Raw genomic sequence first — 14,747 nt, 5'->3', positions numbered from 1 at the left:
GATACAAATAGATATAAACACATTTGGGCCGAAAAACGCAAACAACTTCCGCAGAAAATAGATGGGAACCTTCTCAAAACTCTGGAAAAAGAGGTGAAAATGGATGAGACATCAGAAGGTACCGGAACCTGAGGGGAGAAGGTCTTATTCGAGTCCTGTACACCCTGCAGCCTACAAACAGGGACTGAACCATTCCTCTCAGAACTTCCTATTTCGTTATTCGGTTATTGAAGCAGGTCCTTTGAAATACGGATCAAACTCCACACAGAGATCGATAGAATATACAGACACAAGTAAGGATTCAAGATATTCCGATCTGCTCGCAGAAGCGGACCTTACAATGTCAAATCCTGATATTTACCTGGAATGTACAGGAAAGCTCTCCGAATCATCAGATATTCAGCACTCAGTTGAGAAAATAATCCGATAACAAAAGTTTTCAAAAATTTCCAGTTGAAATAAAAAATAGAAAACTCCAGAAAGGCAACCTCCAGAAGAACAATATGGCCCTCAAAAAACCAGCAAAATCTCCAGAATTTCTTAATTTTAGCCTTCGAAAAAACCGGATAAAAAAACATGAAAGATGTTAGAGCTGCGGATGGAAATTTTGGAGAAAGCAGAATGTTAGCCAGAAATAAGACTTCCGGCAGGTCAAAACAGCAGGAACCTCAGCAGAAAATCACAAAACCGCAGCAAATGAGGAAAAAACATGGCAAGCGAATTAAAAGTACCGGGCAGCACGAACCTTGAAAGCCAGGACGGAATGGCAAAACTGGCACGGACAATAAGAGACAAGATTCTCATTGATGAGCCGGTAAAAGAAGAAGGGCTGATCGACCAGCTTGAAAGGGCATCCATAGAGATTGACGAGCTGCTTGGCTCATCCCTGGGACCGAAAGGGATGAACAAGATAATAGTAAACCCGGTGGGGGATATTTTCGTTACGAGCGACGGCAAAGTCATCTTAAAAGAAATGGATGTGCTTCACCCGCTCGTGACTTCCCTTAAAAAGCTTGCCGAATCAATGGACAAAGCATGCGGGGATGGAACAAAAACTGCCGTGATTTTTGCAAGCAATCTCATAAAAAACGCTGTCAAACTGATAAGGGCAGGAGTGCATCCGACAATCGTTATCGAAGGATACGAACTTGCCATGCAAAAAGCCTACGAGATGTTGCAGTACAGCATAAAGCAGGCATCTGAAGAGGATGTACGCACTACTATAATGTGCTCTGCAACAGGAAAGGGGATTGAAAGGAATCAGGCAGAAGCCGTAACTGATATTGTCCTGAAAGTTATCAACCACCTCAACGAAAAACAGGCCGGAAGGCTCGACCTGAACAGGAACATCAAGTCCTCAAAAAGAAAGGCGGACCTGAAATCGTTGCAGTGGAAGGCCTGATTATGGATGAAAATCCTGCAAGGGTTGACATGCCAGCCGAATTTGAAAACCCTAAAGGTTTTGATTACGAACTATGACCTCAAGATTAAAAGCGGATACTTAAACCCACAGCATAACCTCAAAATGGACTCCGTGAAGACTGCACTCCTTTTTGAAGAAAAGAAAAAGCAGATGTGTGCGAAAATTGCCAGAAAAATAATTGATTCGGGAGCAAATGTGCTCTTTTCCGAGGGAGATATTGATCCCCTATATTGAAACTCTGCTGAGGGACAATAATATTCTGGCTTTCAAGAAGCTGAAAACGAAAGACCTCGAAAAGCTTGCGGAAGCAACAGACACTACACTGATGAGCCCGAAAGATGAGATTCACCCCTGCGATCTCGGAAAAGCAGACAGCATAAGAGTAGAAAAGAAAAACGGAGAAAATTTTGTTTTCGTTACCGTGAAAGAAAAGGCAATAGCTACTATCCTGATCTGGGAACCTGTGAAATATGGGCTTGATAAGGTCGAAGAGGCTGTTGACGATGCACTCAATAATGCGGCTTTCCTCCTGAAAAACAGAGGAATAGTAAACGGGGGAGGGGCAATTGAGTTTGAACTTGCGCATATGGTAAGGCTCTTTGCATCGACACAGACAGGAAAAAGACAGATGGCAGTTCAGGCGTATGCAGAGGCTCTCGAAAAAATCCCAACTATTCTTGCAAGAAATATGGGGATGAACTCGATTGATGCAATGGCGCAGATGAGAAACTCATATGCAAAAGGGGTAGAGGCAAGGATAGACCTTTCAGGAAAGGTAACGGACAAAGGAAAGAAAGTTTACGATTCGGCAACAGTAAAAACGCTGGCAATTATCGCAGGAACTGAGACGGCAAGGAATGTGTTAAGGATAGATGAAATTGTTCCAAAGAAGTAAATAGAAGAATAGAATCGTGAATAAGGAAAAAGGGAGCCGAAAAAGAGAGAAAAAGACACAAAAAGACGGAAAGTCACGCTGATAACAGTGCCCTTCCCTCTCCGGGCATTGTTGTCATATTCCCCAGAAGTGAGTTAAACTTGCAACACTTTTCCGGAAAGGCATAGATTTGCCATTTAATAGCCTTTCAGAGAGGAAATCTACATCCAGGAAAACTCCGGAAAAGCGCAGACTCCGGTTTTGCCATTTGCCGTGAGTTTGTCAGCCAGAACCGGAAAAAGAGACTGCAAGATACTCTAAACCTTAAGTCACCTCTCAAAAGAGTATCTGAACACGAAACCTCAGGTGAAAAGAACACTTCTCATACTCTTTTTTGCCATTTCAAGGGTTAAAGAGAAGCCGTAAAACCTGAAGCGAAAAAAAGGGAATGCTCCGGTTCTGCTGAAATCTTCCGGGCAGGAACAGGGGCAGTGTCCCGACCTGAGGAAACCAGCAGACAGAACAGAACTGCTGCAAATGTCAGTCTGAGGGACAGGTTTGGCTGGATTTCAATCAAGAAAAAAATCTTGCGGAGGGCAACAGAGCTATGAAGTGTATAATAATAGGTGGATTTCTTGGAAGCGGGAAAACAACAACAATAAGAAAGCTGGTGGAACACCTTGGAACACAGGGACAGAGGACAGCAATCATTGTCAACGAGATAGGAGAAATAGGGATAGATGGGGATGCTATTTCAGCAGGCGGAATAGAAACCAGGGAAATTACAAGCGGGTGCGTTTGCTGTACCCTGAGAATCAGTATGGAGTATACCCTGAGAAGTCTTATGTCCTCTTACAGCCCGGATACTATTATAATAGAGCCTACAGGGATAGCCTTCCCAAGACAGATTAAAAACAATATACAGAGCATGAATATCCCGGAGATCACATTTGCCCCGATTGTAAGTCTTGTGGATCCCTGCCGCCTGAGCCAGGATACGGGAGATTTGCAGAATTTCGTTAGAAACCAGATAGAGGATGCCGAGATTCTGGGCATTAACAAAGTAGACCTTATAGAGCCAGAAAAACTTTTTGAGATATGCCTGTTTCTGCGCAAATTGAACTCGAAAGCGAGGATAGTTCATTTTTCAGCCAGGCAAGGAGGTGAGGATCTGGACAAACTGTTCGGGCTGGTCAACGGAAATAGCCAGAGTAAAATTGCTCTTGAAGTGAGAAACTCAGTAAAGATAAGGAACTCAATTGAAACGAGAAACTCAATTGAAATGTCCGGAGTTTCAACTTACTCAACCGAATTCGAGATAACCTCAAAGGAAATACCTCTTGAAACGGCGATCTCTGTATCCGGGCAGATTCTGGATAGTATAAGAAGCAGGGTAACAGGGCTGAACCCTGACTTTACAGGGCATATCAAACTCTCCTTTGCACACAAAGGAAATCTTGTAAAAGGAAGTGTGACTTCGGCGTATGAAAGATATGAGATTGAAGTCCTTAAAAAAGGAAGGAATTCCCGATCAAGGATAAAGGTGCTCTCTGCGGTAACGTCCGTACCCAGGGAAGAACTTGTTAAGGCTGTGGACACAACGGTAAGCGGACAGCTGGAGGACAGGCAGCTTTCATATAAAAAAGCGGAAAAAAACAGCCACGGATACGGTCAGGTCACAATAAATCCCTTTAAGTAGAGGAACTTCTGAAGGAAGCATGTTTCCGGTTCAGGAAAGCTGTGACCTGACATACAAAAACCTTATATAAGATAAAATTGTCCTCGATCCTTGCCCGAAGAGAGACCTTTCATATAGAGAGGTAAAGTACTCTTTCAGCCTCCTGAGTAACCTGGACCCGGGATGGAAACAAATATATAGAAAATATTCAATAAGTTAGCATAATAAGAAATTAAAAACAGAGGAACAATAACTTACCAGGGAAAAAGTTCGGCCACATTTTTAAAAACGGCAGAAAGAAGGCAAAAAAATAAGATTTAACCGGATTCAGGGACAATTTAAAGCAAGGGACTTCAAAAGATCCTCTTATATATTAAGAAGAGAATAAAAATCCGAAAAAAATACAGGAAAGTAATTGAACATGTTAACTTCACTTGCATGCTCTTAAGAAAAAGCCCTGATGTATCATATTTTGCCTTATGAAGAATTCCAGATAAAACAAATCCACTTGACAACCTCCCTAGCTCAAATAAATGTCAGTATTTCTTCAATATTTGCACTGAGAGATATCCCTGAAAAGAGGATAATTGCTTGATAAATTTTGATGCCATTGATTAGATTAATGAAATCAAAAAAACTACTCTTTTTTATAAAATCATTTGCCGAGAAAATTGACGTCCTAATTATAAAATTATAGCTTCGCAAAAATTAGCACAGATGAAGGTATATTCCAGTAAATCCAACTGTCATCTGCAAGTGAATTCCCGAATAGTAAAGGGAGTACACCTTTCATTAGTTAACTGGGAAGAAAAGGTCAAAAGGCACATGAAAGCAGGAATTGCATGATCCTGAACCCCAGGAAACAGTAATATTCCTGATGAGCCTGAAAAACGGGAAATTGACCGTAATTCAGCACTAATTGATGTGCAACCAGTATACCACCAAGAGGTTATCCATACCCCCACAATGGAAAGAATTCGATCTGGAGGTTTTCGAATTCGTTTGCATTGTTTCAGACAGTATTTCGGAAGAAATACCTGAAAGTTCAGGAAAATTCAACTTGCAGGATCGAAGATCTGAGCAATCCGAGATCTCTTCGTTATTAAATGGAGGTTAAAATATGTTGGATTTTAAACTGGAAGACATCGATGGCATATTAGTACGCTACAACGTCGCCCTCGAAAAGGAAATGACCCCTGACGAAGCAGCAGAAGAGCTTTACCCGAAGGATGAACTCATCTACCCGATTGCAAAAGCAATCTACGAGGGAGAAGAAGACGATGTTGTTGACGCCCTTAAAGCCGCAATCGACGCAGGCAAGAAACCAATCGATCTTATCAACGATGCCCTGATGGTAGGTATGGGAGTTGTATCCCAGCTCTACGACGAAGGTATCATTTTCCTCCCCAATGTAATGATGTCTGCTGATGCCATGCTGAATGGTATTGATTACTGCAAGACCCAGACCACCGAAGTACCTGAACCCAAGGGCAAGGTCGTCTGCCATGTTGCAGAAGGTGACGTGCATGACATCGGAAAGAACATTGTTGCTGCCCTCCTGAGAGCAGCCGGCTATGACGTAACTGACCTGGGCAGAGATGTCCCTGTTGATGAAGTCATTGCAGCTGTTGTAAAAGAGAAACCCATACTGCTTACAGGTACTGCTCTCATGACAACCACCATGTATGCATTCAAGGAAATCAACGACAAACTCCTTGAAAAGGGAATAAAACTGCCCTTCGCATGTGGTGGCGGTGCTGTGAACCAGGACTTCGTTGCACAGTATGACCTCGGAGTTTATGGTGAAGAAGCTTCAGACGCTGTAAAGATTGCTGACGCAATCGTTGCCAGCGGAGACGACATTGAGAAATTAAGAGAGGAATTCCACAAGCACTAATCGGAGGGAGCAAAATGGTAAAGAAATACACTTCAATGGCTTACGCTAAGGCAGACGACATGCTTTTCGGGAACTCAAAATTCCCAGTAAAGGCAGGACTTGGCCTCGAGATCGGTGCAGGATACACCACTCCTGAACTGAACTACGCCCCCAGACCTCAGGCAGGCAAGTCCAAAGAAAAACTCGTAAAGGAATACGAGAGGATCACCACCGACGCAATGGCAAGAATGGTCCAGATCGGTGCACCCTCCATCGTACTCGAAACCGAACACGTCGAACAGATGTCCAACAACCCCGACTGGGGAGGCGCTGTTGCACACGCCCAGAAGACCATCATGGAAGAATACCACGATGAATACGGCATAAAGTGCGCCCTCCGCCACACAATCGGTGACATCCGTGAAGACCGTGACTACCTCCAGCTCAGAGGAGACAAGTACAGCACCTTTATGGAAGCATTCGAACAGTGTGCCCAGAACGGTGCAGACCTGCTTTCCGTTGAATCAATGGGTGGTAAGGAAGTATTCGACTACTCCATCCTCAGGAACGACACTGCAGGTATCCTCTTCGGTATCGGTGTGCTCGGCAGCATGGACATGGAAATGGTCTGGTCCGACATTGCAGACATTGCAAAGAAGAACGGCGTAGTTGCAGCCGGTGACACAGACTGTGCCCAGGCAAACACTGCAATGTTCATCGCAGGCGGTCTCCTTGACAAGAACCTTGCCCACACAACCGCAATCGTTGCAAGGGCAATCTCTGCAGGAAGATCCCTCTGTGCATATGAATCCGGTGCAACCGGCCCTGGAAAGGACTGTGGATACGAAAACACCATCATAAAATCCATAGCTGGTGTGCCAATTGCTCAGGAAGGTAAGACCTCAACCTGTGCCCACTCTGACCTGATGGGTAACCTGACAATGCAGTGCTGTGACCTCTGGTCCAACGAGTCCGTTGAATACCACGGTGAATTCGGTGGTACCACCGTTCAGTGCTGGTCCGAGACTCTTGCATACGACTGTGCAATGATGAACACCTCTCTGAAACTCGGAAAGGCAAAGGACCTCAGGGACATCCTCACACTCTCTGACAAATACAGAGACCCACAGGGATATGTCCTCGCCTACGACAACGCCTACAAGGTCGGACAGGCAATTGCAAAGAACGGAAGCAACAACTACCTCCGTGCAAAGGCAGCTGCAATCGAGTGCTGCAAAATTGTCGAAGAAGGTATCAACTCCGGCAAGCTGAGACTCACAAGGTTCGAAACCAATGCTCTTGCAAAGGTTAAAGCCGACCTTGAAGCCCTTACCGACGATGCTGACAAGTTCATGAGTGACAACCTGACCAAATTCAAGCAGGAAGTTGCAGTTTTCAAGACCGAAAACTACGGGCTCTAAGCCTTAAACTTCCTTTTTTAATTTTTTCGAAAAAATGGCTTCAGGGGAATAATCATGAGCGAAAACGCAGGAACTTCTACAATAATAGTTGATAAAACAGCAAACGCCGCCCCTCTTGGCTTTACCGGACTGGGCCTCGCTGCAGTTCTGTTAAGTCTGAGTTACATCGGCGTATACCCTGTGGGGTCAATGATTGTCTCCATGGCAATATTCCTGGGAGGATTTGCTCAGGTATTTGCAGGAATTATGTCCTGGAAGAAAGGAGACATTTTTGCAGGAACCGCATTTTCAGCATTCGGCCTTTTCTGGTTCTCACTGGCCGGACTGATTGTGATGCCTGCAATGGGCTGGATTGAGGCCTCTTCCGGAATCGCCATGGCCGCATATCTCTTCATCTGGGGCGTGTACACCTTTGTTATGTTGATCATTACAATGAAAATCGGAGTTAGAGCCCTTCAGTTTATATTTGTAACATTATTTATATTATTTATGTTGCTGGCCGTTGTAAACGCAACCGGAAGTGCCGGACTGCTTGTAGTGGCCGGATATGTAGGACTTATTATGGGCCTTGCCTCCATGTATACCGCTCTTGCGATGGTAATGAATGAAGTCCATGGCAAGACAGTTGCTCCACTCTGAAGATAAAGTAATGACAGCATTACACCCTCAGAAAAATTAGAAAAACGGAAACTGAGGAAACCTACACCAACCTCGACGACCTACAAAACCCACAAAAACGACAGGGCAAAAACAGGATAGAAAGCCCGAAAAAACCCAACCCTTGAAAACACAGATTTAGAATCTGTGTTTTCAATATACTTACCCTCTCCATCTATTGATCTTAGTGGCTGAAAATGCTGCGCATGTACCGCGTTAGGGCAAATGTAGGCGTTCGAGGCTGCTTAACATTTTAGATAATTATTGTTACTATGATCTCTTTTCGACCCTTTTAAGGGGGTCCGCTTTACCAGGGAGGATTAGAAAAAAATTCATTAACGGTGAATTTCTGATGAAAGCGGACAAAAATTTGAATACTACTCGGAAAATATCATACGCTGGGCTTTTTTTTAGTCTTGCATTAACTCTTTTTAAACTGTTTGCCGGCCTGCTGGGACACAGCACGGCACTTCTTGCGGATTCGATCCGTTCCTTTTCAGAGTTGATCGATGAACTCGGAAAGCTTCTTGATATTTTTATAGCCAGCAAACCCGAAGACTGGAGTCACAATTACGGACATGGAAAAGTTGCAACCCTCTTTATGGGAGCGGGAGCATGTGTAGTCCTTTTTGCAGGTATACAATCAATAAGTCTGGCTTCAGAAAAACTACTCATGTTTATACAGGGAAGAGAGACAGAAGTCCCTGAAATCTTTGCACTATCCGCAGCTGCTCTAACCCTGATATCAAGAGAAATTGTTCCTTTTTTCAGCAGGAAAGCCAGGAAAAAAGTTGAAGGCGTTTCATCAGAAATTGACTTTTATGCCAAAAAAGCTCAGATCAGAAGTTTATTTCTCTCCTGTTTTGTTACTCTGGGCATAGGGTGTACCTTTCTTCCCGGAAAAAACTGGGCTATAACTGATTCTTTTATTGCGGTTCTTATTAGTCTTTACCTTCTCGGAAACTCGGGCAGACTCCTCTACGGCACTGCTAACGAACTTATAGAAGCTTCTCTTAATGAAGAAGATAACCGGAAGATCAGGGAAATAATAAACCGAACCGAAGGAGTGATGGGGTCCGGCGAGCTTAAAACACGGAGAATAGGAAACGGGATAGCAATCAATGCCTGTATTACTGTAAATGACTCTTTGAATATACAGGAAGTCGCAGAAATTGCGGACCTCGTGGAAGATAGACTGAAAGCAGCCTATGGGAAGGATATATACACCCTTATAAAAGCAGAACCTGATCCTGAAAGAAATTGTTCTTTCCAGAAAAAAATCGGATTCCCCGAGGAAGGAAAGAAGATAACGATATAAACAAGCAAGATGAAAAGTCGATTTGATAAGTCAACCAGAAAAATTATAAACACAAAAAAATAAAATAGTAAAAAAATAATATAATAAAACCCTCTGGATGGAAGATATCTTTCAGGACATCAAAGTTCCGAAATCCGTCTTTCATATCACTCAGATGTTATTAGATATCCATTTAGCTACTACATATTTAACAACTATTCGGACTTTATTATAATAATAGGCTTTAGCCAGCACCGGAATTTAAAACATATAGAGTTTAATAGACTCAAAACTGACCGGCCGTAAAGTAAATAATCAGAAACTAAAAATTTTCCGGAAAGTCTGAAGAAGTCACTATCCAATTCACAAAGAGGTTAATGAGGAAATGCACTTCAGTCTTGGAATAGATGCAGGAGGCACGTATACCGATGCCGTTATCGTAAGGGATTCTGATGGAGCAGTAGTTGAGTCAAGCAAAGCTCTGACGACCTACCCCGACCCTCTGCCTGGAATGAAAAATGCAATAGACAGGCTGGATCCCGGATATCTTGGAGATATAAAGCTCGTATCCGTATCCACTACACTATCCACAAATACGATTCTGGAAAGCACGGGATTTCCTGTAGGGCTGATCATGGTCGGAGACTATGTGATTCCTGAGAAACTTCCAACAGATTACTGGATAGCAGTCTCGGGAGGGCATAACAGCGATGGAGAAGAATTAAAAGTTCTGGATCTTGATGCGGTAGAAGAGTTCGCACTCAAAGTTCAGAGTAAAGTTTCTGCTTTTGCGGTTTCTTCTTACTTCAGCAACCGAAACCCCGAGCATGAGCTTGCAGTCAAAAAAGCTGTAAAGGAGCTCACAGACCACCCTGTTGTTTGCGGGCACGAACTGTCCCAGGATCTCGGAGCCTACGAGAGGGCTATAACTGCTTTTCTGAATGCCCAGCTAATTCCTATCACTCATAAGTTCATTCAGGCAATAATAAGAGAATTCGAAAGCCGCGGAATCAATGCAAATATGCTGATGTTAAAATGCGACGGGTCGGTAGTCGGAATCGAAGAAGCTCTGGAAAAACCCATTGAAACTATTTTCTCGGGACCTGCCGCAAGTCTTGTAGGTGCTTCTCACCTTAGCAGGCTTGATACATGCGCTATGATTGATGTTGGAGGGACAAGCACGGATGTTGCCATGATGCAGAACGGATTACCGGAACTCAGCAGTTCGGGTGCTGTAGTCGGAGGCTGGCAGACCCGTGTAAAAGCTATCCGCATGGAAACCTCAGCAACCGGAGGTGATAGCCATATATGGCTTAAGGGCGACAGGATTAATGTAGGTCCCCGCAGAGTCATTCCTCTCTGCAGAGCTTCTGTCATATATCCCGGATTCAGGGAGAAACTCAAGCATAACAGGGTAGCAAAAGGTTACCTCTGTGAAAACATTCAGGTAACGAAGTTTTTTATAAGGACAGGATTCAGACCTATAGAACTGAAAGCAGGAGAACGTGAAATCTACAGGCATATAGGAAAAGAACCTGTCTCCTTCGGAGACCTGCTAATAGCCCTGAAAAAGCGTCCCTCGCCCTCAATGCTTGATTCGCTTATACAGAAAAGGCTAATCCAGGCTATAGGTTTTACACCTACCGATGCCCTGCACGTTCTCGGAGAATATACGGAATGGGATGTGGAAGCTGCAAGAATTGGGGCTTACATTCTTGGAAGATCACTGAAGCTTGATCCGGAAGATTTCAGTGCCGAGGTAAAGCGCAGGGTTGCACGCAATATTGCCGAAGACCTTATAGCATATCTGATAGAGGGAATACCCAGAGAAGAGATTGATAGAGTTCTCATGGGGAAAAACTTTACGCGCTTCAGAGTAGAAATTCCTGTCGTGCTTCTCGGAGGTCCTGTAGGAGCATATGTTGAAGACCTGAGAAGATTGATTAGCGCTGAGTTTATAGTTCCCGAACACGCAGATGTTGGCAATGCAGTTGGGGCTCTTGTTGGAAAAGGAATTAAAAGGGTAGAGATTCTAATAAAAACAAGGCTGGTTCCCAGGTCAAGAGAAGAAGCCCCCATTATAGGTGAGGATCACTGCGCAGCTCCTGAGAATGAAGTTATAGAAGATACGCTCCAGCAGGAAAAGAAAAACGAGTTTATTGTCTTTTCTCCGTCGGAAAGAAAGAAATTTGACGTATATGGCGAAGCCCTTGAGTATGCCGAAAAGCTAGGAAGGCAGCTTGTTATGGATTACATGATTAGCGCAGGGCTTGGAAAAGAGGATATAAGAATAGACGTGAGCAGGAAGCACCTGGCACCCAGCGGCTGGACAGACGTTCCTCTGGAGACAAAACTTGTTTATGTAGGGATTGGAGTTCCGAGGAATAGCGTAACAATCTAAAAGGAATATAGTAAGAAACGGAAATTGTTGAACATTATAAGTAAAAATATATATCTTGAGGCATAACTGTATAAATCCGGCTAAAAGGGATTAATACGGCTAAAAAAAAGGACACAGATCGCCTAAAAAGAATAAAAAATGGGGCTGTTTTGATATGCAATATAGTCTGGGTATTGATGCAGGTGGAACATACACGGATGCTGTTATCCTGAGGGATTCGGACAGCAGGATCCTTGATACCAGTAAAGCGATTACCACCTATCCAAACCTGATGACCGGAATTCGAAACGCAATTAACAAATTGAACCCGGAATATCTTAAACAAGTAAAACTTGTGTCGGTTTCTACAACTCTCTCCACAAATACCATTCTGGAAAGGACAGGATATCCTGTTGGCCTGATCCTTGTAGGAGACTATACCACTCCAAAGGAGCTGCCAGCCGATTATACTATCACGGTTAAAGGAGGACATGATAGCAACGGAGACGAGCTCCAGCCTCTTGACCTCGTAGCCGTAGAACAGTTTGCAGTAAGTCTTAAAAAGAAAGTGTCAGCATTTGCTGTTTCTTCTTATTTCAGTACCAGAAACCCTGAACATGAGATTAAGATAAAGAATGTAATCCTTAAACTTACAGGGCATCCCGTAGTTTGCGGGCATGAACTTTCCCAGGAACTCGGAGCTTACGAAAGAGCGGCTACGGCAGTTTTAAATGCCCAGTTAATTCCCATAACCTATCAGTTTATCCATTCTATTATGACCGAAGTCAGGGAAAGAAATCTTGATGCAAAGGTTCTGATGTTAAAATGCGACGGCTCGGTCATTGATATAAAAGGAGCAAAACTGCGTCCTATTGAAACTATTTTTTCGGGTCCTGCCGCGAGTATTATGGGAGCTTCACATCTTTCAGGCCTGGATACATGTGCCGTAATCGATGTTGGAGGGACGGGCACGGATGTCTCCATAATTAAAAACGGAGTTCCGGAACTCTGCGAGAAAGGAGCAGTTGTCGGAGGCTGGCAGACCCGCGTAAAAGCCATAAAAATGGAAAGCTCCGCAAACGGAGGAGACAGCCACGTATGGTTCAAGAAATGCATAAGGATAGGACCGAGAAGAGTTATGCCTCTCTGTTTTGCTGCGGTAAACTATCCTAACTTCAAAGAAAAACTTGAGAAAAATCCCATACCTTTGAGAACTATGCTCAATGAGCATATTCAGCCTACCAAGTTTTTTGTCAGGACCGGAGTAAACCCCATCAACCCCTCAGAGAGTGAAAAGAAACTGCTTGAAGTAATAGGAGACGAACCCCTCTCTATCCATGAAATATTAAATAAAATGAAGCGTTTTCCCTCTCCTGCAGTCCTTGATTCTCTGCTCAACCAGAGGGTAATTCACGCAATAGGCTTTACGCCCACAGATGCTCTGCATGTCCTTGGGGAATATACGGAATGGGACGTAGAAGCTTCCCTGACAGGAGCTAAAAAACTTTCCCGCTTTACTCAGTTGGGAGTCCATGCTTTCTGTAAAAAAGTAAAGCAGCAGGTTGCCAGAAACATGGCTTACAGCCTTATGTCCTTTATAATGGAAGGCAGGGGAAAAGACGGAATAAAGATGATGCTGGAAGAAGAAGTACCTGTCCAGTATAAAGTAAACATTCCTATAGTTCTGCTGGGAGGACCGGTAAAAGCTTACTATGGAGAACTGAAGTCTCTCATTGATGCGGAGATCATTGTCCCTGAGCAGGCAAGAGTAGGAAACGCTGTAGGAGCTCTTGTAGGAAAAGGGATTAAAAGAATTGAAATAACGATCAGACCGTATTCAATGGAAAACCCGGATCAGAATTTCCTTGTATTTACTCCGGCTGGAAGAAAAAAATTCGAGCAGTACAGGACTGCAGTGGAATATTCTCAAAAAGCTGGCGAAGAGCTCATTCTGGATTCGATGAAAGACTTCGGGCTTCCGGAAAATTCAATAAAGATAGATACCAGCATAGAGTATCTTGTTCCTCCGGGATGGAAGCAGACCCCGATGGAGACAAAAATGACGTTTGTAGGGGTTTGTACCCCCGGTTTTTCAATGGACTGAATTATTACATTCACCCCCCACAATATGTAATTTGAAAAAACGCCGGAGAAATTCTGAATTTGAAAGAGAACAGCCAAGGAACCAGCCTGCCGGGAAGAAGGATCGGCAGCATATCGCAGGAAATTATACTGCAGGAAGTAGGGAGATATGGAATCTTCACTTATTGATCTTGTTTTCCGCTCCGATAAAAGAAAAAACCTTCTTATACTGCTGGATAGCGGCTCAAAAAACATTGATGAGATCAGGGATGAACTGGATGTTACTGCCACATCAATTCTTCCCCAGATAAAGAAATTGATAGACAGCGATCTTATTGTCCAGGAAGACAGGATGTATAAGCTCACTGTACTGGGAGAATTTATAATCAAGAAGGTAAAACCGCTCATCAATGCTCTTGAGGTAGTGGAAAAGAACAACTGTTACTGGACAGGTCATGATCTGAATTCGATTCCCCGTCACCTTCTTGAGAGAATCTCGGAGCTTGGAGACTGTACTCTGATAGAGCCAGACCTGAACCATATTTATGAGCCTTCCCAGAAGATAATCGATAGTATGGCAAATGCAAAAATGACTGCAACCTTTGCTTCATATTTCAATCCTGCCTATTTGCCCCTATATGTTGAACTCGGCAGAAAGGATGCCGAGCTTTCACTTAATTTTACACAATCTGTATGGGATCATCTCTCAAACGAGCACTCAAATATGATAAAAGAGCTAATGAGCATGGATAATGTGAGCCTTTATATCTCAAAAGAAGGAATAAAAATCTCTGAGATTACAGTAACTGATAAAATAATGCTTCTTGGACTCTTTGATAAAAATGGAAAGTTTGATCAGCAGTTCATTATGAGCTTTAAGCCTGCTGCCCTGAAGTGGGGACAGGAACTGTTTGATTATTTCAAGAAGCTTTCCAAACAGGTGAATAAGATATAATTTAAAAAATGCGAGAGGAAAAATAAAGATGAAAACCCCAGCTATTTCTAGATATAAATCCTGTCTCATTCTTTATGCATATAAAGATATGACCAATCAGAGTT

The 14,747-nt window shown here is 43.4% G+C and carries 12 protein-coding genes and 1 pseudogene; 12 read left to right on the top strand and 1 reads right to left on the bottom strand.

Features of this window, described 5'->3' with window-relative positions; translation table 11 throughout:
- Positions 1-103: 103 nt before the first annotated feature.
- The 4 genes and pseudogenes from MSHOH_RS01505 to MSHOH_RS24910 all read left to right on the top strand — a co-directional run bounded on the left by MSHOH_RS01505 (position 104) and on the right by MSHOH_RS24910 (position 2,318).
- Positions 104-430, top strand: coding sequence for a hypothetical protein (locus tag MSHOH_RS01505; RefSeq protein WP_048136829.1), 327 nt, complete (start codon positions 104-106; stop codon positions 428-430).
- A 146-nt stretch (positions 431-576) separates the two neighbouring features.
- Positions 577-750 carry a hypothetical protein gene (locus tag MSHOH_RS23320; RefSeq protein WP_158024015.1) on the top strand — a complete coding sequence of 58 codons (174 nt, stop codon included), beginning with the start codon at positions 577-579 and terminating at the stop codon, positions 748-750.
- Positions 710-1,657 (top strand): annotated as a pseudogene (locus MSHOH_RS24920) (TCP-1/cpn60 chaperonin family protein). Before MSHOH_RS23320 ends, MSHOH_RS24920 begins: the two are co-directional and overlap by 41 nt.
- Positions 1,641-2,318 (top strand): TCP-1/cpn60 chaperonin family protein, encoded by a 678-nt coding sequence (locus MSHOH_RS24910; RefSeq protein WP_239451144.1) that lies wholly within the window; start codon positions 1,641-1,643, stop codon positions 2,316-2,318. The pseudogene MSHOH_RS24920 and the gene MSHOH_RS24910 overlap by 17 nt, the downstream one beginning before the upstream one ends.
- 388 nt (positions 2,319-2,706) lie before the next feature.
- Here the strand turns inward: MSHOH_RS24910 and MSHOH_RS23315 are convergent, their stop codons facing one another.
- The gene (locus MSHOH_RS23315) at positions 2,707-2,874 is read right to left on the bottom strand and encodes a hypothetical protein (protein ID WP_158024014.1); all 168 of its coding nucleotides are present in this window, start codon (positions 2,872-2,874) and stop codon (positions 2,707-2,709) included.
- Between the two features lie 30 nt (positions 2,875-2,904).
- Between MSHOH_RS23315 and MSHOH_RS01495 the strand changes: the two genes are divergently transcribed.
- From MSHOH_RS01495 to MSHOH_RS01460, 8 genes are all read left to right on the top strand, one after another.
- Entirely contained in the window at positions 2,905-3,996 is a 1,092-nt protein-coding gene (locus tag MSHOH_RS01495) for a CobW family GTP-binding protein (RefSeq protein ID WP_048136828.1), read from the top strand.
- A gap of 1,099 nt (positions 3,997-5,095) precedes the next feature.
- Complete coding sequence (mtaC, locus tag MSHOH_RS01490) at positions 5,096-5,872, top strand: methanol--corrinoid protein MtaC (protein WP_048136827.1); 777 nt, start codon at positions 5,096-5,098, stop codon at positions 5,870-5,872.
- Positions 5,873-5,886: 14 nt separating this feature from the next.
- Entirely contained in the window at positions 5,887-7,272 is a 1,386-nt protein-coding gene (gene mtaB, locus MSHOH_RS01485) for a methanol--corrinoid protein co-methyltransferase MtaB (RefSeq protein WP_048136826.1), read from the top strand.
- Positions 7,273-7,326: 54 nt separating this feature from the next.
- The gene (locus tag MSHOH_RS01480; protein ID WP_048136825.1) at positions 7,327-7,911 is read left to right on the top strand and encodes an acetate uptake transporter; all 585 of its coding nucleotides are present in this window, start codon (positions 7,327-7,329) and stop codon (positions 7,909-7,911) included.
- Between the two features lie 370 nt (positions 7,912-8,281).
- Positions 8,282-9,247, top strand: a complete 966-nt coding sequence (locus MSHOH_RS01475; protein WP_048136824.1) for a cation diffusion facilitator family transporter — start codon at positions 8,282-8,284, stop codon at positions 9,245-9,247.
- A 364-nt stretch (positions 9,248-9,611) separates the two neighbouring features.
- A complete protein-coding gene (locus tag MSHOH_RS01470) occupies positions 9,612-11,627 on the top strand; it encodes a hydantoinase/oxoprolinase family protein (RefSeq protein ID WP_048136823.1) in 2,016 nt (671 codons plus the stop codon).
- 154 nt (positions 11,628-11,781) lie between these two features.
- Positions 11,782-13,710, top strand: coding sequence for a hydantoinase/oxoprolinase N-terminal domain-containing protein (locus tag MSHOH_RS01465; protein ID WP_048136822.1), 1,929 nt, complete (start codon positions 11,782-11,784; stop codon positions 13,708-13,710).
- Positions 13,711-13,857: 147 nt separating this feature from the next.
- The gene (locus MSHOH_RS01460) at positions 13,858-14,643 is read left to right on the top strand and encodes a helix-turn-helix transcriptional regulator (RefSeq protein ID WP_048136821.1); all 786 of its coding nucleotides are present in this window, start codon (positions 13,858-13,860) and stop codon (positions 14,641-14,643) included.
- Positions 14,644-14,747 lie beyond the last annotated feature (104 nt).

The organism is Methanosarcina horonobensis HB-1 = JCM 15518, assembly GCF_000970285.1.
GTDB lineage: Archaea > Halobacteriota > Methanosarcinia > Methanosarcinales > Methanosarcinaceae > Methanosarcina > Methanosarcina horonobensis.
This window is presented reverse-complemented; position numbering and strand designations above follow the sequence as displayed.